The sequence below is a fragment of the Williamsia sp. Leaf354 genome (assembly GCF_001424365.1).
In the GTDB taxonomy this organism is placed as follows: Bacteria; Actinomycetota; Actinomycetes; order Mycobacteriales; family Mycobacteriaceae; genus Williamsia_A.
This window is the reverse complement of record NZ_LMPL01000004.1, coordinates 46025-66848: the sequence shown is the minus strand read 5'-3', so window position 1 is coordinate 66848 and position 20824 is coordinate 46025. Positions and strand designations below refer to the sequence as shown.

The window sequence follows — 20824 nt, the reverse complement described above, 5'->3', positions numbered from 1 at the left end:
CCGCGATGCCGGGATCGAGAGACCGACGTGACGGGAGACGCGATGGATCGAGCCGACCCCCGGGGCGTGTTGCGCCGATCGGTCCTGGCCGTGCCGGGCAGTTCGGCGGCCATGCTGGCGAAGGCGCGGGCGCTGTCGGCCGACGAGGTTTTCTGTGATCTCGAGGACGCCGTGGCACCCGATGCGAAGGTCGCCGCGCGCGCCGCCGTCGTCGACGCCCTCACCGCCGACGACTGGACATGCCCGCGACGGTCGGTGCGGGTCAACGCGTGGTCGACACCGTGGACCCATGCCGACGTCATCGACGTCGTCGCCGGCGCGGGCGCCCGCCTCCACTCCGTCGTGCTCCCGAAGGTCGGGCGGGGCGCCGACGTGATCGCCCTCGACCTCCTGCTGACCCAGCTCGAACGGATCCACGACCTCCCCCTGGGCGCCATCGGCATCCAGGCGCAGATCGAGGACGCGGGCGCTCTGCGTCGGATCGACGAGATCGCCTCGGCCAGTGCGCGTCTCGAAGCGCTGGTGCTCGGCCCGGCGGACATGGCGGCGAGCCTGGGCATGCGCACCCTCACCACCGGTGAACAACCGCAGGGGTACACGCTCGGCGACGCCCACCACCACGTGCTGATGAGCGTGCTGGTCGCGGCCCGCGCACACGGACTCGCTGCCGTCGACGGACCGTATCTGGCCTTCGACGCACCGGATCGACTGCGTGCCATCGCCTCTGCCGCCGCGGCACTCGGTTACGACGGGAAATGGGTCATCCACCCGGCGCAGATCGACGTCGTCAACGAGGTGTTCACACCCCGCCAGACCGACTACGACGCGGCCGAAGAGCTTCTCGACGCGTACGCCACGGCGACGTCGGCGGCGGGCGGAGCCCGCGGCGCGGTGCGGCACCGCGGTGAGATGATCGACGAGGCGAGTGCGGCGATGGCGACCGCGCTCGCACGCACCGGACGCGCCGCGGGGCTGACCCGGACGCCGGCGCGCGACGACCGCACCACCTGAGAACGACAGATTCCGAGCGCGACGACGAAGGGCATGACATGACCAACCCGATCCGACCCAGAGGACGCGAGGCCCCGGGGTTGCCAACACCCCCGTCGGGCTGGCCCATCGGCTCCTACCGCACCTACGCCGAGGCGCAGAAGGCCGTCGACTACCTGTCCGACGCCGAGTTCCCGGTGCAGGACGTGACCATCGTCGGTGTCGATCTCATGCAGGTCGAGCGCGTGCTCGGTCGGCTCACCTGGGGCAAGGTCATCGGCGGCGGCGTCGCCTCGGGCGCGTGGCTCGGACTGTTCTTCGGACTGCTGCTGAGCCTGGTCGTCACCGGGGCCATCGTGGTGCCCATCGCCTTCGGCATCATCGGCGGCATCGTGTTCGGCGTCATCTCGACGTCCATCCCGTACGCGGCCACGCGTGGCACCCGCGACTTCGCCTCCACCATGCAGCTGGTGGCGGGTCGTTATGACGTGATCTGCGATCCCAAGAGTGCGCCGCAGGCGCGCGATCTGTTGGCCCGTACCACCATCTGAGGTCCGAATGTGCCCGTTCGGGCATCTGATGGGACCTGCGGCGTCGATTCCGACACGAGTTGGCACGTTCATGCCGAATGTGTTGCGAGTCACGAATTGCCACCTATAACGTATCGCCTCAGGCATTCGAAGGTGCACGCCGTGGTCGACGCGTGCGCTCCGGTCGCAAGGAGGCGTACGTGGCGGGCAAGGGACACACCAGCGGGAGCGGTAGGCGGGCGAAACTCGCCGTCGCCGCTCTCGCGGCCGCAGCGGTCGTGCTGCCGGCGGTGAGCGCGTGCGGATCCGGGTACACACCCCGGACGCTGAACGCGTACGCACCGGCCGACGGTGCCTCGTTCATCGAGCAGGTCGGCAAGAAGTGCAGTGCCGCATCGAACGGCGAGTACAACATCGTCACCCACGCGCTGCCCAAGGCCGCCGACGACCAGCGGCTGCAGCTGGCGCGACGGCTCGCGGGCAACGACGCCGGGCTCGACCTCATGGGCATGGACGTCGTCTGGACCGCCGAGTTCGCCGACGCCGGTTGGCTCGAACCCGTTCCCCAGGACCTGGTCTCCGACATCAGCTCGCAGTCGCTGCCCGGCCCGTTGGAGACCGCGGAGTGGAAGACCAAGTCCGACAACGCCAAGCGGCTCTACGCGATCCCGACGTGGACCAACACGCAGCTGCTCTGGTTCCGCCCCGACATCCTCAAGCAGTACCTGGGGTCGACGAAGGCGCCCTCGACGTGGGACGAGGTCCTCGCGGCGAACGAGAAGATCCGCACGGCCTGGAAGGGCCCCGGCGCGGCACCGAGTTACATCGAGGTCCAGGGCGCGCAGTACGAGGGACTCATGGTGTGGTTCAACACCCTCCTCACCAGCGCGGGAGGTTCGGTGGTCGACGCCAACGATCCGACCAAGATCACGCTCAACGACACCCCGGCACACCGCGCCGCCACCGAGAAGGCGCTCGAGATCATGCGTTCGGTCGCCCGCGCCCCCGGCGCCGACCCGTCGCTGAGCAACAACAAGGAGAACGAGGGACGCCTCGCCATGGAGAACGGCCTGGCGACCTTCCAGATCAACTACCCCTTCGTGTTCCCCAGCATGCGGTCGAACGCCGCATCCGGTGACGTCGCGTTCTTCCCCGAGATGAAGAAGTACGCCAACCTCTACGCCGATCCCGACAACCCGCCGAAGGACTCCGAGCTCGGACCGGTGAACCAACTGGTGCGCACCCGATTCGACTTCGCGCGCTACCCCGGTGTGACCTCCGGTAGTCCGGCGAAGGTCACCGTGGGTGGGGTGAACCTCGCCGTCGCGAGCACCTCGAAGCAGAAGTCGTTGGCGTTCAAGGCGGCTGCGTGTCTGACGAACTCCGACGCGCAGAAGGTTTACTCGATCAGCGGCGGTACCCCGCCGACGATCTCGTCGATCTACGACGATCCCGACTTCAAGCAGACCTACCCGATGGGCGACGACATCAAGGCCCAGCTCGAGGCGAACGCGTCGTCGAACCGACCGGCATCGCCGGTCTACCAGGCGATCTCGACGCTGCTCGTCGCGAAGCTCAGCCCTCCCGGTGGACTCGATCCGAAGAGCGGTGTGGATGTGCTGGCCGACCAGGTCCGCAAGGCAATCGACGGTAAGGGACTGATTCCATGACAGCGGCGGATGGGGGCCTCTCACAGCCCCGGGGACGTCACGCGCGCAGCGAGGCCGACCGGCCCGCGCCCACGACCGTGGCGCGCACGAAGACCGCCGGCGCGCCGCCCACGGCGAAGAACGTCAGCGACGGCAAGAAAGCCGATCGGCGCCTCGGGCTGTTGCTGATCGCGCCGGCCGCCATCGTGATGCTGGTCGTCACGGGCTATCCGATCGTGTACTCGGTGTACCTCAGCCTGTTCAAGGCGAGCCTCTCGGCGCCGGGCAAGAGCGAGTTCGTCTGGTTCACCAACTACGTGACCGCGCTGAGCGACAGCTACTGGTGGACGGCGTTCGGGATCACCCTGGGCATCACCGTGGTGTCGGTCGCCATCGAGTTCGTGTTGGGCCTGGCGATCGCACTCGTCATGCACCGCACCATCTTCGGCAAGGGACTCGTCCGCACGGTCGTGCTCATCCCGTACGGCATCGTCACCGTCGCCGCCGCCTTCTCGTGGTACTACGCGTGGACACCGGAGACGGGCTACCTGGCGAACCTGCTGCCCGCCGGGTCGGCTCCGCTGACCCACCAGCTTCCGTCGCTGGCGGTGATCGTCCTCGCCGAGGTGTGGAAGACGACACCGTTCATGGCGCTGCTGTTGCTGGCCGGTCTCGCGCTCGTCCCCGACGACCTGCTCAAGGCGGCCCAGGTCGACGGCGCGGGGGCGTGGACGCGGTTGATCCGCATCACGATCCCGTTGATGAAGCCGGCCATCCTGGTCGCGCTGCTGTTCCGCACGCTCGACGCATTCCGCATCTTCGACAACATCTACGTGCTGACGAAGGGCGCGAACACCACCTACTCGGTGTCCGTCCTGGGATACGACAACCTGTTCAAGGCGTTCAATCTCGGTGTCGGCTCGGCGATCAGCGTGCTGATCTTCCTGGCCGTCGCGATCATCGCCGCACTGTTCATCAAGGGATTCGGTGCGTCGGCGCCCGGATCCGACAACGAGGGGCGGTAGCGCCGGACATGAATCAGACGGTGGGAAAAAAGGTCGGCTGGTCCGTCATCAATCTGCTGGTCGTTCTCTACGCCCTCATCCCGGTGCTGTGGATCGTCAGCCTCTCGTTCAAGCCCCCGGGCTCGGTCACCGACGGCAGCTTCATCCCGAAGAAGTGGACGTTCGACAACTACAGCGGCATCTTCGACACGAACGACTTCACGAGTGCGCTCATCAACTCGATCGGCATCGGTCTCATCACCACGGTGATCGCGGTGGTGCTCGGGACCGTCGCGGCGTATGCGGTTGCGCGCCTGGACTTCCCGGGTAAGAAGTTGTTCATCGGTGCGGCGTTGCTCATCGCCATGTTCCCGCAGATCTCGCTGGTGACACCGCTGTTCAACATCGAGCGCAAGATCGGGCTGTTCGACACCTGGCCCGGCCTGATCCTGCCGTACATCACCTTCGCGCTGCCGTTGGCGATCTACACGCTCTCGGCGTTCTTCCGCGAGATCCCGTGGGAGCTCGAGAAGGCGGCCAAGATGGACGGCGCCACCCCGGCCCAGGCGTTCCGCAAGGTGATCGCCCCGCTGGCCGCTCCCGGCATCGTCACCGCGGCGATCCTGGTGTTCATCTTCGCCTGGAACGACCTGCTCCTGGCGATCTCGTTGACCTCGACCAACAACTCGATCACCGCGCCGGTGGCCATCTCGAACTTCACCGGTAGCTCGCAGTTCGAGGAGCCGACCGGGTCGATCGCGGCGGCCGCCGTGGTGATCACGATTCCGATCATCGTCTTCGTACTGTTCTTCCAACGTCGTATCGTTGCCGGCCTGACCTCCGGCGCTGTGAAGGGATAACCATGGCCGACATCGTTCTGGACAAGGTGAGCAAGAAGTACCCCGACGGCTCGCTGGCGGTCAGTGAGGTGAACATCGAAATCGCCGACGGCGAGTTCATCATCCTGGTGGGACCCTCGGGCTGCGGTAAGTCGACGACGCTGAACATGATCGCCGGCCTCGAGGACATCTCCTCGGGCGAGCTGCGCATCGGCGGTTCACGCGTCAACGAGAAGGCGCCGAAGGACCGCGACATCGCGATGGTGTTCCAGAGCTACGCGCTCTACCCGCACATGTCGGTGCGCGACAACATCGCCTTCCCGCTGACCCTGGCGAAGCTGTCGAAGTCGGAGATCGCGTCGAAGGTCGACGAGGCCGCGAAGATCCTCGATCTCGGCCAGTACATGGACCGCAAGCCCGCGAACCTCTCGGGCGGTCAGCGCCAGCGGGTGGCGATGGGTCGCGCGATCGTGCGCAACCCCAAGGCCTTCCTCATGGACGAGCCGCTGTCGAACCTCGACGCGAAGCTGCGTGTGCAGATGCGCACCGAGATCTCGCGTCTGCAGCAGCGTCTGGGCACCACGACGGTCTACGTGACCCACGATCAGACCGAGGCCATGACCCTCGGCGACCGGGTCGTGGTGTTGCGGGGCGGTCACGTCCAGCAGATCGGTTCCCCGCAGGAGCTGTACGCCAACCCCGCGAACCTGTTCGTGGCCGGCTTCATCGGCTCGCCGGCGATGAACTTCATCCCCGGCACCCTCGGCGCCCACTCGGTGCAGACGGCCCTCGGCGACATCACCGTTCCCGAGCACCAGCGCGCGGTGTCGGCCGCCCGGTCGGTCGGCAGTAACGGCGAGGTGCTCGTCGGCATCCGCCCCGAGCATTTCGAGGATGCACGTCTGCTCGACCCGACGGCGCGCGGCGCCGGCGGGACCTTCACCGCCCACGTCGAGGTGTTGGAGTCGATGGGTTCGGACAAGTTCGCGTACTTCACCGTCGACGGTCAGCGGGCATCGAGCGACGCCCTCGCCGAACTCGCCGCCGACTCCGGCGCCGACTTCGGGTCGAACCAGCTGATCGCGCGCCTCTCGCCGGAGTCGTCGATCACCAAGGGCACCAACGCCGAACTGTTCTACGACGCCTCCAAGGTGGCGTTGTTCGACCAGTCGAGCGGACACAACCTGCTGCTCCCGTAGGACACCTGCACACACGACACCGCCGCCCTCCGACGACCACGTCGCGGGGCGGCGGTGTCGTATGGGGAGTCAGCGCAGTGTGCGCGGGGCGAGGTCGCGGAGCTCGTCGATGATCGACTCGTCCCAGATGTGCTTGCGCACCAGGCGGTAGCGCTCGCAGGCCAGCCACATGTACAGCTCGGCGTCGCTGGTGACCCGCGGCAACACCTCCGCGCGCCGCGCCATGCGGACCACCGGCAGGAACTCCTCGCCGAACCAGCGCCGGGCCACCTCGCCTCGGCCGAGGAACTCGCCCACCTCCTGGCTCAGACGGAACCCCCAGGCCTCGACGTTCTCGGCCAGTTCGGCGTAGTCGAACGGATCGGCCACGGTGATGGCCTCGGCCTGCTTGCCCTGCAACGGGACCCGCGCGAGGAACAGTCGGCGGTGGTCCTTGAGCAGGAGATCGGACGGTGCGCTGATCCCGTCGGGGGAGATGCGGGTGTGGATCTCGGTGACGTAGGCGTCGATGGTCTTGAGGTGGCGCGCGATCGCGATCGACACACGGTGGTGTCCGTCGACCACGAAGTGCATCGAGCCGACCCGATAGAGCACGATCGGCGGCATCGCCTCGCCACGACGTTGAGCCGCGGCCAACCGCTGCCATCGCGCCCGGACACGGGTCGACGTGGGACGGAAGTAGCGGTCGAAATCCCTTGTGCGGTCGACACTGCCGACGATGGACGAGACCTCGACGACGACGAGCCCGAGAGAGGTCTCGCCGGTGCGTCCGAGCGCGGTGACGACCTCATCGAACGGCAGGATGGTGTTGACGTCGGCGGGCGCGCGGGTGAACCACGCCGACAGGCGCGCCAGTTCGGCCTGTCGCCGGAGTCGGCTGAAGTCGTTCTCGGCGTCGGCGTCGGGGAATCCGGTGTCACGAGCCATGTCGTCGCCTCCGCACGGTGATGCCGGTACCGCCGGCCTCGATGTCGAACACGGTGTAGCCCACCGTGTTCAGCGAGAGTGTCGAGGGCGCCGGTGTCGCGCTCTCGTCGGCCGTCGGACGCCGCGTGGTGTCGCCGTCCCGGTGCAGTGGGATCCGCCGGTCCTGCGGGGTCTGGCCGTAGGGGTGGATGTGTCCGTGGATGAGGGCCTGGGGCCGCAGCGACTGCACGAGATCGACGAGGCATCGGAAACCGATGTGGGGGCCGTCGTCGCCGTCGCCGTAGCCGCGGGCGGGGCTGTGGGTCAGCAGGATGTCGACCAGCGGGCCGGAGTGCGGCCTCGCGCCGATCCGTCGGGTCCGCACCGCGACGCCGTGACGCCAGCGGAGCAGATCCGCGCGCCGACGTTGTGCGCCCTCCCGGTACTGGTTCGGGCCGTCGTTGTAGCGGATCGAGCCCCCGAGCCCCGCGATGCGCAGACCGGCCACCGTCACCACGCGGCCGTCGGCGTTGACCGCGCCGGCCGGTCCGGGGTCGTTGGCCGGGAGCCCGGCCCGTGTCCAGCCGGAGCGCCCGCGGTGAAACCCGGCGAGGTCGCGGTCGTGGTTACCGGGGACGAACACACACGGGGCACCGCTGCGGGTCGACAGTGCCTCGAGGTAGTCGAAGGGCAGGTCGCCGGCGCCGAGGATCAGGTCGGGGGCGAGCTGCTCGACGAGGCCGTGGGTGAGTCCGTCGACCACCTCGTCGGCCACCGCCAGCACCCGCACCATGCGACGAGGCTACCGCGCGCGATGGGTGCGGCCGGAGTGCGATGGTGTTGACTCGTAGGCGATGAGCACCTCCGTCACCGACCGGGTCACCGACCACCTCCGCGCGGCCCTGCCCGGCGATCCGCAGCGCGCCTCGGTCACGTTCCTGGGTGTCGAGGCGATCGACGTCCTGCGGTTCACCGACGCCGGCCGCGCCGATGTCGCCGACGTCGTGTTCGCGTCGGTCGGGTGCTCCCGACACCCGATGGCCGACCCCACCGACCTCGGTGCCGACCCGGTACGCGGACCCCGCGCGGAGATCGTCGTCCGCATGCACGCGGGCGACCCGCTGGTGAACCTGCACCGCAGTGTCGCCCTGCTCGCCGCGACCCCCTCGGTGGAGGGTGTCGTGCTGCTGGCCGACGCGCTGATCGACCTCGGCGAACCGCTGTGGTCGGGATCGGCGTGCACCGCGGTCGTGCTCTCGGTCGACGAGATCGCCGACTGTCCCCTCGACGACCCGATGTCGCCGGTCACGTTCCTGCGGGCCATCCCCATCACGGCCAACGAGGCCGCCTGGGTGCGGCTGCGGGGAGTCGATGAACTGCGCCGCGCCTGGGAGGAGGCGGGCATCGACGTCACCGACGTGCGCCGCGTCTCGGCCACGCCCGGTCGCGCCTGACCCTAGAGCCAGTGATTGCGCCGGAAGGTGCGCCACAACCCGATACACGCCGTCGCCAGCAACGCCAGAACCAGGAAATAGCCGTAACGCCAGTGCAGTTCGGGGATGTTGTCGAAGTTCATGCCGTAGATGCCCGCGACCATCGTGGGTACCGAGGCGATGGCCACCCACGAGGTGATCTTGCGCATGTCGGTGTTCTGCTGGATCGCGACCTTGGCCGATGCGGCCTCCAACAGCGAGGTCAGGACCTCGTCGAAGGTCGAGATCTGCTCCGACACGGTGGTGTGGTGGTCGGCCACGTCGCGCATGTACCGCCGGACCTCCTTGGGGCACAGGTCGTTGTCGGAGGAGGTGAGGCGCTGCAGGGGGGTCGCGAGCGGGGCCACCGCCCGACGCAGTTCGGTCATCTCCCGCTTGAGGAGGTACACCGAGTCGATGTCGATCGATCCACGGGGCGAGAAGATGCTCTCCTCGATGGCGTCGACGTCGTTCTCGACGGCGGCCGTCACATCGAGGTAGGTGTCCACGACGTGGTCGGCGATCGCATGCATCACCGCGTACGGCCCGAGGGTGAGGCGGTCGGGTCGACCCTCGAGATGGGACCGCACACCGGCGAGGTGGGTGAAATCGCCGTGGCGCACGGTGATCACGAAATTGCGGCCCACGAAGATCATGATCTCGCCGGTCTCCACCACCTCCTTGGCCGAGGTGAGTGAATCGTGTTCGACGTACTTGACGGTCCGCAACACGATGAACTGGGTGTCGTCGTACCGCTCGAGTTTCGGCCGCTGATGGGCGTGGACGGCGTCTTCGACCATGAGTTCGTGGAGTCCGAAGGTGTCGGCGACACCGGCCATCTGTTGATCGTCGGGGGCGTGCAGACCGACCCACACGAAACCCTCGCCGGTCGCGGTGACCTCGGCGAGCGCCTCGCTGTAGGAACGTCTCCCGGATTTGCGTTCCCCGTCGACGTAGACAGCGCAGTCGACCACCGCACGTGCGGGCGGGATGGGCACCCGGGGACGCGGCGGACCACCGCCGGAGGGGCGCAGTGACGGCAACGACGGCATGGTGCTACCTCCTCGGGTTCGGGCGTGACGACCTCGCGGCATCATCGTACGGGTGGCCGCCTCGACTAGCGTGGACGCCGTGATCGCCCATCGAGCCCCCGCCGTGTCGCCCCGTCGGTGGGCCCGCATCGTCGCGCTGATGGTGTCGCTGCTCGCGGTGTCCGCGGTCGCCGCGGGGTGTTCGTCGTCGGCGTCGGAGCCCGATCGCACGCTCGTCGTCGGCACCGGACCGGGCACGGCTCCGGCGATCGCCGCCGACATCTACGCCGAGGTACTGCGCCACGAGGGGGCGACCGTGCGCTCGGGCCTGGTGACGGGCTCCTACCGGCAACTGCTCGACGGGGTCGACGGTGGCACGGTCGACCTCTTCGGCGCGTTCAGCGGATCGCTGCTGTCGGCGCTGGCGCCCGGCTCGACCGCGACCTCCACCGACGCCGTCTACGACGACCTCAACCGTGCTCTGCCGCAGGGCGTCTCGGTGGGCGATCCGACGACCGTGGTCGATCAGCTGCAGGTGGTGGTCGCGGGTTCGACGGCGTCGGCGGCCGGCGTCGACGAACTGTCGGAGTGTTCACGGCTGCCCGCCGGACTCCCCGTGGTGAGCGACCGCACCCCCGACGAGGGCACGTTGGCCGCATTGGCGACCGTGGGGTGTCGATTCGGTCCGTTCCGGAAGGTCGCCGACGTCGCCGCGGTGACCGCCGAGGTGACCTCGGGACGAGCGGTGGGGCTCGTCTCGACGCTGTCGACGGCGGGTAACGACGCCGCGTTGACGGTCCTCGCCGACAAGAAGCAGGTGTCGGCCGACGCGCGTGCCGCCCCCACCGCCACGGGTGCACCCGACCCTTCGGATCAGCCGGCTATCCGTGCGCAGAACCTCGTCCCGGTGTTCGCCACCGCGGCCCTCGACCGAGACCTCATCAAGGCGGTCAACAAGGTCGCGGGCGAACTGACCACCGCCGATCTCGCCGCGATGGCCCAGAAGGTCTCGACCGGGGAATCCAGCGCCTCGTCGGTTGTCACCGACTGGCTCTCCGAACACAACCTCTGACGTGTCGACCGAGCAGACGCTGGGCGTGACGTGGTGGGGGCACTCGACGCTGACCGTCGTCGACTCCGGCGTGCGGGTGCTGACCGATCCGGTCCTCACCGCCGGGGTCGCACACCTGCGGCGGCGCCGTGGGCCGATCCCGGGTGCCGCGGCCCGCGACGCGGACGTCGTGGTGGCGTCGCACCTGCATTCCGACCACCTGCACGTCCGCTCGTTGGCGATGCTCGACCCCGGCACACCCATCGTCGTCCCGCGGGGGACGCGTGCCGCGGTACCGGGCATGATCCGGCTGCGCGGCCGCGACATCCGCGAGGTGGCCGTGGGTGAGGTGGTCGAGATCGGTGGTGTCGAGATCCGCGCGGTCCCGGCCCGCCACGACGGTCGCCGGCACCCGCTGGCGCGGCACACCGTCGAGCCCCTCGGCTTCGTCGTGACCGGTTCGGCACGAACCTATTTCGCGGGCGACACCGACCTCTTCCCGGGGATGGCCGAGGAGGTCGGCGACTGCGATCTCGCTCTGCTGCCGGTCGGCGGATGGGGTCCGGGGCTCGGTGAGGGACACATGGACGCCGAACGTGCCGCGATCGCGGCGGGGGAGCTGCGAACGCGCCACGCCGTGCCCGTCCACTTCGGCACGTTCTGGCCGATCGGCCTGTCGGCGGTCGCGCCCGAGGAGTTCCTGCCCCCGGGGGCGAGGTTCGTCGACGCGGTGACGTCCGCCGCGCCCGACATCACAGCGCACGAACTCGTCCCCGGACAGTCGCTGTCAGTCTGAGCGGCCGCCGACGTTCGCCACGGTCCGGCGGGTGCGTTCGAGCAGACGCCGCCGCAGCACCCAGATCGGGAACGGCTTGCCGCTGCGCAGTTTCCGCAGCATCCGATACCGGTCGTAGAGCGTCACGATCAGCGAGATGAGCAGCAGGAAGAACAGCGTCGGCAGCGGCGTGACGCTGGCCCCACCCGGTGTCGGCAGCAGCACCAGGGCGACGACCACGCCGGCGTTGATGGCCGAGACGGCGATGAACTGCGAGACCGTCGAGGTCCACTCGGTGCCGCGACCGGCGATCCAGTGGCTGACGACGGAGTTGGCGACCACCAGGATGATCACGGTCACGACGATCTGTGTGTTCGTCGCGCGCACGCCGGGCACGATCCGGGAGAACACCAGCAGCAGCATCGACACCAGCACGATCTTCTCGATGAGGGGTCCGCGGAGGAACGCACTCTGGGAGGCACGCACGCTCGCGGGCACGCGGGCGACGTTGCCGCCCCGCGTGCGGGCCGACACGACGAACCCGAACGGCCAATCACCGTCGGGCAGTCGGGAGACACCGGCGCGGACCGCGACCGTCAGTGCGGCGAGTACCGCCAGGGCCACGATCACGACCCACCACCGATGGGCGAGGGCGGTGCCCCACCCGTCGGCCAGGCCGACACCGAACACCTTCGTCTTCACCTCGTCGGTCACGTCGAGTTCGGCGATGTGCAGCCACCATTCCTGGGGCAGCTTGATGACGATCCAGATGCCCGCGGCCAGTGCGATCAGCGTGCGGCGATTCAGGCGCGTGGGCGCCCACCGACACCGGATGACCTCGTAGGCGATGAAGAAGTACTCGAAGGTGTTGGGGAACACCAGGAGCAGCCATCGGGAGTCGCTGAACTCGAACGCGACGACGCCGACGAGGCGGTAGTAGAAGAGGAACCGCGCGATGCCGAAGGCGAAGGGATCCGACCAGTTCTGCAGCGTCGACAGGTACGCGATCGCGAGATAGTAGACGTCGAGCGCCTTGTCGTACTGCTGATAACCGGCGATGTCGAGGCCGGGGACCTGCTGGAAGATGGTCTGGTCCACCGCGTCGAGCACCAACGCCGCGATGATCGCGGGCACGGGGAACCGCGGTATGAGCAGCGGTACCAACAACCGTCCCGCGATCACCAGGAGAACGACGGCTGTACCCACCGCGACACCCTATCCCGGGTGTGGCGCAGGTCAGGCGTCGAGACGCAGGCGCAGGAACGTCCCCAGGTGGTCGACCGCGTCGGCGGCCTCGACGAGCATCCCGGCCTGCTGATGACCGACATGCCACAGCCGGTCGAACTCGAGGAGCTCGACCTCGACGTCGGACGCCCGCAGCTTCTCGGCGAACCGGATCACCTGCGCGTACAGCGCCTCCCGACGACCGATGTGGATCACCGTCGGCGGCAGACCGGTCAGGTCGCCGTGCAGCGGCGCGTAGCCGGGGTCGGTGGGGTCACCGCCGCCGAGATACGCATCGGCGCAGAATCGCGACCATCCGCGGTTGACGACCGAGTCCGTCGACCACGTCTCGTGGGTGTCGTCGCCCGGGTCGACCCACGGCGAGATGAGACCGAGTGCCGCGGGCGTGATCTGGTGGTCGTCGAGGAGCCGGCGAGCCGTCGCCACCGACAATCCGCCGCCGGCCGAGTCGCCGGAGATCGCCACACGATCCGGTGAGTACCCGTGGTTGTCGACGAGATCGCGATAGGACGCGACCGCGTCGATGACCGCGGCCGGGTACGGATCCTCGGGCGCGAGCCGGTAGTCGACCAGGAAGATCGCGGCCCCGGTGACCGCGGCCAGGTGCGCACCGAGGTGGCGGTGCGAGTGCGGCGAACCCAGTGTGTACCCGCCGCCGTGCAGGAACAGCACGGCGGTGTCGGTCTCGGTGGCGCCGACGGTCACCCGTTCGGTGGGCCGCCCGCCGACGGTGAGCGTCCGGACGACCGTGTCGCGGGGGAGCGGTTCGACGTCGAGCGCGCGGTCGGCCAGAGCGCGCTGGGTCGACAGCGGGAGCCGAGGATGCAGCATGGCCCGGTACATGATCCGGGTCAGCGGCTCCACGACACCGATGGGCAGCTTCGGCCCGGCGGGACGGTACGACATCGGGTCAGCGCGGCTTCAGGGTCGCGCCGGCCGCACGGGCCACCACCGGCATGTACTTCGGGCCGAGGACGCGCACGAGCTTGTCGAGGAACTGCGCGTCGGCACCGACGAGGATGCGGGCCTTGTTCTTCTCGGCACCCGCGATGATGATCGACGCCGCCTTGGCCGCGGTCATCCGCGCCAGCTTCTTGTCGAACAGTTCGGCGAACTGGGCGATGTCGCTGCCCTCGTTGACCGTCGCGTTGCGGGCGATGGCGGTCTTGATGCCACCGGGGTGCACACACGACACCGACACCGGGTGGCCGGCGAGCCGCATCTCCTGCACGAGGGACTCGGTGAACCCGCGCACGGCGAACTTCGCTGCGTTGTAGGCGCTCTGGCCGGGGATGGACAGCAGCCCGAAGAGCGACGAGGTGTTGACGATGTGGCCGTCGCCGGAGGCGATGAGGTGAGGGAGGAACGCCTTGGTGCCGTTGACCACGCCCCAGTAGTCGACGTCCATGATCCGCTCGAAGGTCTTGAACTCGGTCAGCTCGACCTCGCCGTGGTGGGCGATGCCTGCGTTGTTGAAGATCGCGTTGACCCTGCCGAAGTGTGCGAGGACGGTGTCGGCGTATTCGAGCATCGCCTCGCGCTCGGCGACGTTGAGTAGCTGCGAGTGCACCTGCGCGCCCTTCGCCTCCAGCAACCGTGCGGTCTCCTCGAGACCACTCGGGTTCATGTCCGAGATCGCCAGTCGCGCACCCTTGTCGGCGAGCTGGAGCGCCAGTTCGCGTCCCATGCCCGATGCCGCTCCGGTGACGACCACGACCTTGCCTGCGAAGTTCTTCATGATGGTGGTGCCTCTCAGGAGTTGACCGTCGCGGGGCTGCGATCGGACGTGCCCGTGGTGTCCGCACGGCTGGTGTCGTAGGCGGCGATGTCGAAGTTCTTGGTCGCCTTGCGGAAGTTGAAGGTGAACCCGGGCCAGAGCGTGGTGATGTTACCGAACTCGTCCTTGTACCAGCTCGCGCAGCCGCCGTTCTCCCAGACGCTGGTCGACAGCGTCTTCTGGAGGTTCGTGTTGTAGACCTTCTGGTCGGCGGCGCGCACCTCGGTGCGTGCGATCGCGTTGCGTTCGGTGGTCTTGAGGAAGTCGATCAGGTAGTTGAGCTGCGACTCGATCATGAACACCATCGAGGTGTGGCCGAGACCCGTTGCCGGACCGACCATCAGGAACATGTTCGGGAACCCGTGCACCATCGCACCCTTGTAGGCGCTCATGCCGCCGCGCGCCCACACCTGCGCCAGGCTCTCGGAGTCCTTGCCGATGATGTGCTCGAAACCGGGGGAGTCGGTGACGTGGAAGCCGGTGGCGACGACGATCGCGTCGACGTCGCGCACGGTGCCGTCCTTGGTCACGATCCCGGTCGGGGTGACGTGGTCGATCCCGTCGGTGACGACGTCGACGTTGTCCTGGCCCAGGGCCGGGTAGTAGGTGTTCGACAGCAGGATGCGCTTGCAGCCCACCTTGAACTTCGGGGTCACCTTGGCGCGCTTGGCCGGATCGGCGATGCCGCGACGGATGTTGGCCTTCCCCGCGGCGTGGGCGGGGCGCAGGACATCGGGACGGTGGGTGAGCCCGTACGAGACGAGCTCATGGGCCAGGTAGATGCCGCTACGCGAGAGGCGCTGGATGCCGGGAACCTTGCGGAACAGCCAGTTCTCGAAGCGCGTGTAGTGGCGGTCGGCGCGGGGGAGCACCCACGGCGCGGTGCGCTGGTAGACGTCCATGTGGCCGATCTTCGGCGCGAGCTCGGGGATGATCTGGATGGCCGAGGCGCCGGTCCCGATCACGGCGACACGCTTGCCGCGCAGGTCGGTCTCGTGGTTCCACCGTGCGGAGTGGAAGATCTCGCCGGCGAAGTCGCCGATGCCCGCCACGTCGGGCAGACGCGGCTCGCACAGCGGACCGATCGCGCCGATGAGGATCTCCGCGCGGACGGTGATGTCGCCGTGCTCGGGGTGGCTGGTCTCGACGATCCAGCGGTTGGCCTTCTCGTCCCACCGCGCGTCGGTCACCTCGGTGCCGAAGCGGGTGCGCCGAGCGAGGTCGTACTTGCTCGCCACACGGTTGATGTAGGCGTGGATCTCGGGCTGCTTCGAGAACGACCGCGACCAGTCGGGGTTGAGCTCGAAGGAGTACGAGTACAGGTGCGACGGGACGTCGCACGCCGCGCCGGGGTAGGTGTTGTCGCGCCAGGTGCCGCCGAAGTCCGATCCACGATCGAGGACGACGAAATCCTCGAATCCGTTCTGGTGCAGCTTGATCGCTGCTCCCATGCCGGAGAAGCCCGCACCGATGATTGCGATCTTGACATCGTTCATAGGAACGATCGTACACCCTATTGACGACGGGTCAATAGCTTATTGACCCATGTTCAGTACACTGATCTCCATGACGCAGGCCAAGCGCACGCGGATGAGTCCGGAAGCCCGTCGGGAGCAGCTCATCTCCCACGGGATGTCCATGCTGTCCGACCGGCCGCTCGATCAACTCACCATCGACGCCATCGCCGAATCGGTCGGCGTGTCGCGGGCCCTGCTGTTCCACTACTTCGAGTCCAAGCACGACTTCCACGTCGCGATCGCCCGCGAGCAGAGCCGCCGGATGCTCGAGTGCACCGAACCGGATCTCTCGCTCGAGGACCCGATCGCGATACTGCGGGCATCGATGTCGGAGTTCGTCGACTACGTGTCGGCGAACCGGCACGTCTACCTGACCATGCTGCGCGGCGCGGTCGGCGCCGACCCGGCGATGCAGGAGGTCTTCACCGACACCCGTCGCGTGATGGCCCAGCGTGTGCTCGATCGGGCGGGTTCCCTCGACATCACCCCGACGCCGATGATCCGTATCGCCGTCGACGGGTGGATGGCGTTCGTCGAGGAGGTCGTCGTCGCGTGGCTGACCGACGACGACGGCATCCGCCGCGAGGCGCTCCTCGACCTGATCACGTCCTCGCTGCCGCTGCTGGCCGCAGCGGCAGCGAGTGAGTGAATCACCAGGTCGGTCGGATCACCCGAAAGCCCGATCGATGATCTCCTGCTGTTCGACGGCGTGGACCTTGCTCGAGCCCGACGACGGTGCGGACATCGCGCGACGTGACACCCGCTTGAGGTTGCCGAAGTGCTCCGGCAGCACCTCGGGGAGGTGCAGGCCGAAGAAGGGCCACGGTCCCTGGTTGGCCGGCTCCTCCTGCACCCAGAAGAACTCCTGGACGCCGGGGTACTGCTCGAGGACCTGACCGAGCCGACGGTGCGGGATCGGGTAGAGCTGCTCGATGCGCACGATCGCGATGTCGTCGCGACCGTCCTTCTCCTTGCGGGCGGCGAGTTCGTAGTAGAGCTTGCCGCTCACCATCAGCACGCGGGTGACCTTGTCGCGCACCTTCTGGTCGGTGATCGACGGGTCGTCGATGACCGACTTGAACTTGCCCTCGGTGAAGTCCTCGACGGGGCTCACCGCGGCCTTGTTGCGCAGCATCGACTTCGGGGTGAAGACCACGAGCGGGCGGCTGATGCCATCGAGCACGTGACGACGCAGCAGGTGGAAGTAGCTCGCCGGGGTCGACGGAAGCGCGACGGTCATCGAGCCCTCGGCGCACAGCTGCAGGAACCGCTCGATACGGCCCGACGTGTGGTCGGGGCCCTGACCCTCGTGGCCATGGGGGAGCAGCAGCACCACGTCGGACAGCTGGCCCCACTTGGCCTCACCTGAGGAGATGAACTCGTCGATGATCGACTGTGCGCCGTTGACGAAGTCGCCGAACTGCGCCTCCCACAGCACGAGGGAGTCGGGGTCGCCGACGGAGTAGCCGTACTCGAAACCGACGACGGCGAACTCGCTCAGCGCCGAGTCGTAGGCGTTGAAGCGGCCGCCGGCGTTGTCGCCCTCGGTCTGCACCAGCTGGTTGAGCGGTGTGTACTCCTCGCCGGTCTTACGGTCGATGATCACCGAGTGCCGCTGGCTGAACGTGCCACGTCGGGAGTCCTGGCCGGAGAGTCGTACCCGCCGTCCCTCCTCGACGAGGGAACCGAACGCGAGCAGCTCGGCGAACGCCCAGTCGATGTGGCCCTCACGGGACATCTCCTGGCGACGCTGGAGCACGGGCTTGACTCGCTGATGGACCGAGAAGCCCTCGGGCACGTTGCCGAACGCGTCGCCGATGGCCTCGACGGTCGCGCGGTCGATGCCGGTCATGAGCTTCGTCGGCAGGGTCTGGTCGGACTCGACCGACGGGCTGGGGGCCGCCTGGTACTTCTCGAGCTCCTTGACCTCGTTGAAGACCCGTTCGAGCTGTCCCTGGTAGTCACGCAGGGCGTCCTCGGCCTCCTTGGTGGAGATGTCGCCGCGGCCGATCAGCGCCTCGGTGTAGCTCTTGCGGACACCGCGCTTGGTGTCGATCACGTCGTACATCGCCGGCTGCGTCATCGAGGGGTCGTCGCCCTCGTTGTGGCCGCGACGGCGGTAGCAGACGAGGTCGATGACGACGTCCTTGTGGAACTCCTGGCGGTAGTCCACGGCGAGCTTGGCCGCCCACACGCACGCCTCGGGGTCGTCGCCGTTGACGTGGAAGATCGGCGCACCGATCATCTTGGCGACGTCGGTGCAGTACTCCGACGACCGCGAGTGCTCCGGGGCGGTGGTGAAGCCGACCTGGTTGTTGACGACGATGTGGACGGTGCCGCCGGTCTGGTAGCCCGGGAGCATCGCGAGGTTGAGCGTCTCGGCGACCACACCCTGCCCGGCGAACGCGGCGTCGCCGTGGAGCATCAGCGGGAGCACCGAGAACACGCCGTCGGCGCGATCGAGCAGGTCCTGCTTGGCGCGCACGAGGCCCTCGAGGACCGGGTCGACCGCCTCGAGGTGCGACGGGTTGGCGGTGAGCGAGACGTTGATCTCGTTCTCGCCGAACATCTGGTAGTACTTGCCCTCCGCGCCGAGGTGGTACTTCACGTCACCCGACCCGTGCGCCTGCGACGGGTTCAGGTTGCCCTCGAATTCCGAGAAGATCTTCGAGTAGGGCTTGCCGACGATGTTGGCCAGCACGTTGAGGCGACCGCGGTGCGGCATGCCGACGACGACCTCGTCGAGTCCGTGCTCGGCGCTCTGGTCGATCACGCCGTCCATCATCGGGATGACCGTCTCGGCGCCCTCGAGCGAGAAGCGCTTCTGCCCGACGTACTTGGTCTGCAGGAACGTCTCGAACGCCTCGGCGGCGTTCAGCTTGCTCAGGATGTACTTCTGTTCGCCCACAGGCGGTTTGGAGTGCTTGATCTCCACGCGCTCCTGCAGCCACTGCTGCTGCTCGGGCTCGAGGATGTGGGTGTACTCCACCCCGACGTGGCGGCAGTAGGCATCGCGCAACACCGACAGGATGTCGCGCAGCTTCATCGTGTCCTGGCCGTGGAAGCCGCCGACCTTGAAGTCGCGGTCGAGATCCCACAGCGTCAGGTCGTAGGTCAGCACGTTGAGATCGGGGTGCGCCGCACGGGCGTCGGAGTCGATCATCAGGGGATCGATGTCGGCCATGAGGTGTCCGCGGTTGCGGTACGCCGCGATCAGTTCCAGCACACGGGCGTTCTTGTCGACCGACGGCGACGCGATGTCCTTGCGCCAGCGGATCGGCTCGTACGGGATGTGGAACGCGGTGAAGATCTCGTCGAAGAACGCGTCGTCGAGCAGCAGGTTGTGGATGGTGCGCAGGAAATCGCCGGACTCCGCGCCCTGGATGATGCGGTGGTCGTAGGTCGAGGTCAGCGTCATCAGCTTGCCGACGCCCATCTCGGCGATCCGCTCGTCGCTCGCACCCTGGAACTCGGCCGGGTACTCCATCGCGCCGGCGCCGATGATCGCGCCCTGTCCCTTCATCAGGCGCGGCACGGAGTGCACGGTGCCGATGGTGCCGGGGTTGGTCAGCGAGATGGTGACGCCGGCGAAGTCGTCGGCGGTGAGCTTGCCGTCGCGCGCCCGACGCACGATGTCCTCGTAGGCGGCGTGGAACTCACCGAACTTCATGGTCTCGGTGTTCTTGATGGCGGCGACGACGAGTGACCGGCTGCCGTCCTTGCCGGGCAGGTCGATGGCCAGGCCGAGGTTGATGTGGGCGGGCGACACGGCGTTGGGCTTGCCGTCGACCTCGGCGAAGTGCCGGTTCATGTTCGGGAACGACTTGACCGCCTGGACGATCGCGTAACCGAGGATGTGGGTGAACGAGATCTTCCCACCGCGGGTGCGCGCGAGGTGGTTGTTGACCACGACGCGGTTGTCGATCATGAGCTTCGCCGGGATCGCGCGGACGCTGGTCGCGGTCGGGATCTGCAGCGACAACGCCATGTTCTTGGCCACCGCGGCGGCGGCACCGCGGAGCACCTTGCTGGTGTCCTCGGCCGGGGCCGACGCGGCCTGGGGGGAGGCTTCGGTCGATGCCGAGGCCTTCTTCGCCGCGCCGTTCGCGCTCGCCCCGTTGCCGTTCGCGGAGCTCTTCGCGCCAGAGCCGGTGCCCTTGTTGGGGTTCGGCGCCTTCGCCACGGCCTTCTCGACGGGGACGGTCTTGGCAACCGGTGCGGTGCGGGTGGGCGGCGGCGTCGCGTCGCTGCCCGCAGAGCTGTCACGGCTCTCGATGGCCTGACCCGATGCGGCCTTCGTCGCGGGGGCCTCGCTGACGCCGTTCGACGAGCGGGGTGACGACGCCTCCATCGCCGACGACGACCGGGCACCGGCCGATGCCGTCGAGGCGCCGGTTCCGTTGGTGGACTTGGTCTTCGCGGCCGCGCCGTTCGCGCCACCCGCCGCCTTGGGGGTGTAGGTCTCGAGGAAGTCGTGCCAGCTCCGGTCCACCGAGTCGGGGTCGGCGCGGAAGCGCTCGTACATCTCCTCGACCAACCACTCGTTCTGTCCGAAGTCTGAAACCGAACTACTGCTCACGGCAGAATCTCGCCTCTATTCCCTGATCGTCTGTTCGTCGTCGTGCACCGCGGTCGTCTCGGCGTGAGGTCCGGAGCGAACCCGTCGAACGCGTACGGCCCCGTGGAACAACGCCTGCCACGTCGAGGTTAGTCCCCGCTCACCTGCGTCGCATACGGACTCCGTGGACTGTCGGTCACACCCGCCGTCGAGGCGGTGCGGAAGCCGCACCGACGGCTCGCCGGGGCGCCGACGTCGTTGTCGGCCGGTCGGCGTTGTCG

General features: G+C 68.0%; 18 protein-coding genes. 10 read left to right on the top strand and 8 right to left on the bottom strand.

Annotated elements, in window-relative coordinates:
• Positions 1–42 precede the first annotated feature (42 nt).
• The 6 genes from ASG12_RS14805 (at position 43) to ASG12_RS14780 (ending at position 6211) form a co-directional block, all read left to right on the top strand.
• Positions 43–1011, top strand: coding sequence for an HpcH/HpaI aldolase/citrate lyase family protein (locus tag ASG12_RS14805; RefSeq protein WP_055792116.1), 969 nt, complete (start codon positions 43–45; stop codon positions 1009–1011).
• Positions 1012–1049: 38 nt separating this feature from the next.
• Positions 1050–1541 (top strand): general stress protein, encoded by a 492-nt coding sequence (locus tag ASG12_RS14800; protein WP_055791170.1) that lies wholly within the window; start codon positions 1050–1052, stop codon positions 1539–1541.
• 77 nt (positions 1542–1618) lie between these two features.
• Positions 1619–3190: an extracellular solute-binding protein gene (locus tag ASG12_RS14795; RefSeq protein WP_082502035.1), complete on the top strand. Its 1572-nt coding sequence runs from the start codon at positions 1619–1621 to the stop codon at positions 3188–3190.
• Positions 3187–4194 (top strand): carbohydrate ABC transporter permease, encoded by a 1008-nt coding sequence (locus ASG12_RS14790; RefSeq protein ID WP_082502034.1) that lies wholly within the window; start codon positions 3187–3189, stop codon positions 4192–4194. Before ASG12_RS14795 ends, ASG12_RS14790 begins: the two co-directional genes overlap by 4 nt.
• A gap of 8 nt (positions 4195–4202) precedes the next feature.
• The gene (locus ASG12_RS14785; protein ID WP_055791164.1) at positions 4203–5033 is read left to right on the top strand and encodes a carbohydrate ABC transporter permease; all 831 of its coding nucleotides are present in this window, start codon (positions 4203–4205) and stop codon (positions 5031–5033) included.
• Positions 5034–5035: 2 nt separating this feature from the next.
• Positions 5036–6211: an ABC transporter ATP-binding protein gene (locus ASG12_RS14780; protein ID WP_055791162.1), complete on the top strand. Its 1176-nt coding sequence runs from the start codon at positions 5036–5038 to the stop codon at positions 6209–6211.
• A 69-nt stretch (positions 6212–6280) separates the two neighbouring features.
• On the opposite strand, the gene ASG12_RS14775 is transcribed toward ASG12_RS14780, so the two are convergent.
• Complete coding sequence (locus ASG12_RS14775; RefSeq protein ID WP_055791159.1) at positions 6281–7138, bottom strand: chromosome partitioning protein ParB; 858 nt, start codon at positions 7136–7138, stop codon at positions 6281–6283.
• Positions 7128–7910: a metallophosphoesterase family protein gene (locus tag ASG12_RS14770; protein WP_055791157.1), complete on the bottom strand. Its 783-nt coding sequence runs from the start codon at positions 7908–7910 to the stop codon at positions 7128–7130. The genes ASG12_RS14775 and ASG12_RS14770 overlap by 11 nt, the downstream gene beginning before the upstream one ends.
• A 61-nt stretch (positions 7911–7971) precedes the next feature.
• On the opposite strand from ASG12_RS14770, the gene ASG12_RS14765 reads away from it, so the two are divergent.
• Complete coding sequence (locus ASG12_RS14765; protein ID WP_055791153.1) at positions 7972–8571, top strand: suppressor of fused domain protein; 600 nt, start codon at positions 7972–7974, stop codon at positions 8569–8571.
• Between the two features lie 2 nt (positions 8572–8573).
• Here ASG12_RS14765 and ASG12_RS14760 read toward each other — a convergent pair whose 3' ends face one another.
• The gene (locus ASG12_RS14760) at positions 8574–9641 is read right to left on the bottom strand and encodes a magnesium and cobalt transport protein CorA (RefSeq protein WP_055791150.1); all 1068 of its coding nucleotides are present in this window, start codon (positions 9639–9641) and stop codon (positions 8574–8576) included.
• 79 nt (positions 9642–9720) lie between these two features.
• Here ASG12_RS14760 and ASG12_RS14755 point away from each other — a divergent pair, with 79 nt between their 5' ends.
• Positions 9721–10692 (top strand): glycine betaine ABC transporter substrate-binding protein, encoded by a 972-nt coding sequence (locus ASG12_RS14755; protein WP_156378125.1) that lies wholly within the window; start codon positions 9721–9723, stop codon positions 10690–10692.
• Position 10693: 1 nt separating this feature from the next.
• The gene (locus ASG12_RS14750; protein WP_235457068.1) at positions 10694–11467 is read left to right on the top strand and encodes an MBL fold metallo-hydrolase; all 774 of its coding nucleotides are present in this window, start codon (positions 10694–10696) and stop codon (positions 11465–11467) included.
• Here the strand turns inward: ASG12_RS14750 and ASG12_RS14745 are convergent.
• Genes ASG12_RS14745 through ASG12_RS14730 form a run of 4 tightly spaced genes read right to left on the bottom strand, consistent with a single transcriptional unit; the run spans position 11459 to position 15964 of the window.
• The gene (locus ASG12_RS14745; protein ID WP_156378124.1) at positions 11459–12652 is read right to left on the bottom strand and encodes a hypothetical protein; all 1194 of its coding nucleotides are present in this window, start codon (positions 12650–12652) and stop codon (positions 11459–11461) included. The genes ASG12_RS14750 and ASG12_RS14745 overlap by 9 nt on opposite strands.
• Positions 12653–12682: 30 nt before the next feature.
• Positions 12683–13597 (bottom strand): alpha/beta hydrolase, encoded by a 915-nt coding sequence (locus ASG12_RS14740; protein ID WP_055791141.1) that lies wholly within the window; start codon positions 13595–13597, stop codon positions 12683–12685.
• A gap of 4 nt (positions 13598–13601) precedes the next feature.
• The gene (locus ASG12_RS14735; protein WP_055791138.1) at positions 13602–14429 is read right to left on the bottom strand and encodes an SDR family NAD(P)-dependent oxidoreductase; all 828 of its coding nucleotides are present in this window, start codon (positions 14427–14429) and stop codon (positions 13602–13604) included.
• A gap of 14 nt (positions 14430–14443) precedes the next feature.
• On the bottom strand, positions 14444–15964 hold the full coding sequence (locus ASG12_RS14730) for a flavin-containing monooxygenase (RefSeq protein WP_055791136.1): 1521 nt from the start codon (positions 15962–15964) through the stop codon (positions 14444–14446).
• Between the two features lie 70 nt (positions 15965–16034).
• On the opposite strand from ASG12_RS14730, the gene ASG12_RS14725 reads away from it, so the two are divergent.
• Complete coding sequence (locus ASG12_RS14725; RefSeq protein ID WP_082502085.1) at positions 16035–16634, top strand: TetR/AcrR family transcriptional regulator; 600 nt, start codon at positions 16035–16037, stop codon at positions 16632–16634.
• An 18-nt stretch (positions 16635–16652) separates the two neighbouring features.
• On the opposite strand, the gene ASG12_RS14720 is transcribed toward ASG12_RS14725, so the two are convergent.
• Positions 16653–20510, bottom strand: a complete 3858-nt coding sequence (locus ASG12_RS14720; protein WP_055792108.1) for a multifunctional oxoglutarate decarboxylase/oxoglutarate dehydrogenase thiamine pyrophosphate-binding subunit/dihydrolipoyllysine-residue succinyltransferase subunit — start codon at positions 20508–20510, stop codon at positions 16653–16655.
• Between the last annotated feature and the right edge of the window lie 314 nt (positions 20511–20824).

Coding starts and splice junctions, on each gene's coding strand:
- ASG12_RS14740 (WP_055791141.1), bottom strand. CDS start 13,597: ATGTCGTACCGTCCCGCCGGGCCGAAGCTGCCCATCGGTGTCGTGGAG.
- ASG12_RS14805 (WP_055792116.1), top strand. CDS start 43: ATGGATCGAGCCGACCCCCGGGGCGTGTTGCGCCGATCGGTCCTGGCC.
- ASG12_RS14795 (WP_082502035.1), top strand. CDS start 1,619: ATGTGTTGCGAGTCACGAATTGCCACCTATAACGTATCGCCTCAGGCA.
- ASG12_RS14800 (WP_055791170.1), top strand. CDS start 1,050: ATGACCAACCCGATCCGACCCAGAGGACGCGAGGCCCCGGGGTTGCCA.
- ASG12_RS14725 (WP_082502085.1), top strand. CDS start 16,035: ATGACGCAGGCCAAGCGCACGCGGATGAGTCCGGAAGCCCGTCGGGAG.
- ASG12_RS14770 (WP_055791157.1), bottom strand. CDS start 7,910: ATGGTGCGGGTGCTGGCGGTGGCCGACGAGGTGGTCGACGGACTCACC.
- ASG12_RS14775 (WP_055791159.1), bottom strand. CDS start 7,138: ATGGCTCGTGACACCGGATTCCCCGACGCCGACGCCGAGAACGACTTC.
- ASG12_RS14760 (WP_055791150.1), bottom strand. CDS start 9,641: ATGCCGTCGTTGCCGTCACTGCGCCCCTCCGGCGGTGGTCCGCCGCGT.
- ASG12_RS14730 (WP_055791136.1), bottom strand. CDS start 15,964: ATGAACGATGTCAAGATCGCAATCATCGGTGCGGGCTTCTCCGGCATG.
- ASG12_RS14735 (WP_055791138.1), bottom strand. CDS start 14,429: ATGAAGAACTTCGCAGGCAAGGTCGTGGTCGTCACCGGAGCGGCATCG.
- ASG12_RS14765 (WP_055791153.1), top strand. CDS start 7,972: ATGAGCACCTCCGTCACCGACCGGGTCACCGACCACCTCCGCGCGGCC.
- ASG12_RS14720 (WP_055792108.1), bottom strand. CDS start 20,510: ATGTACGAGCGCTTCCGCGCCGACCCCGACTCGGTGGACCGGAGCTGG.
- ASG12_RS14780 (WP_055791162.1), top strand. CDS start 5,036: ATGGCCGACATCGTTCTGGACAAGGTGAGCAAGAAGTACCCCGACGGC.
- ASG12_RS14785 (WP_055791164.1), top strand. CDS start 4,203: ATGAATCAGACGGTGGGAAAAAAGGTCGGCTGGTCCGTCATCAATCTG.
- ASG12_RS14790 (WP_082502034.1), top strand. CDS start 3,187: ATGACAGCGGCGGATGGGGGCCTCTCACAGCCCCGGGGACGTCACGCG.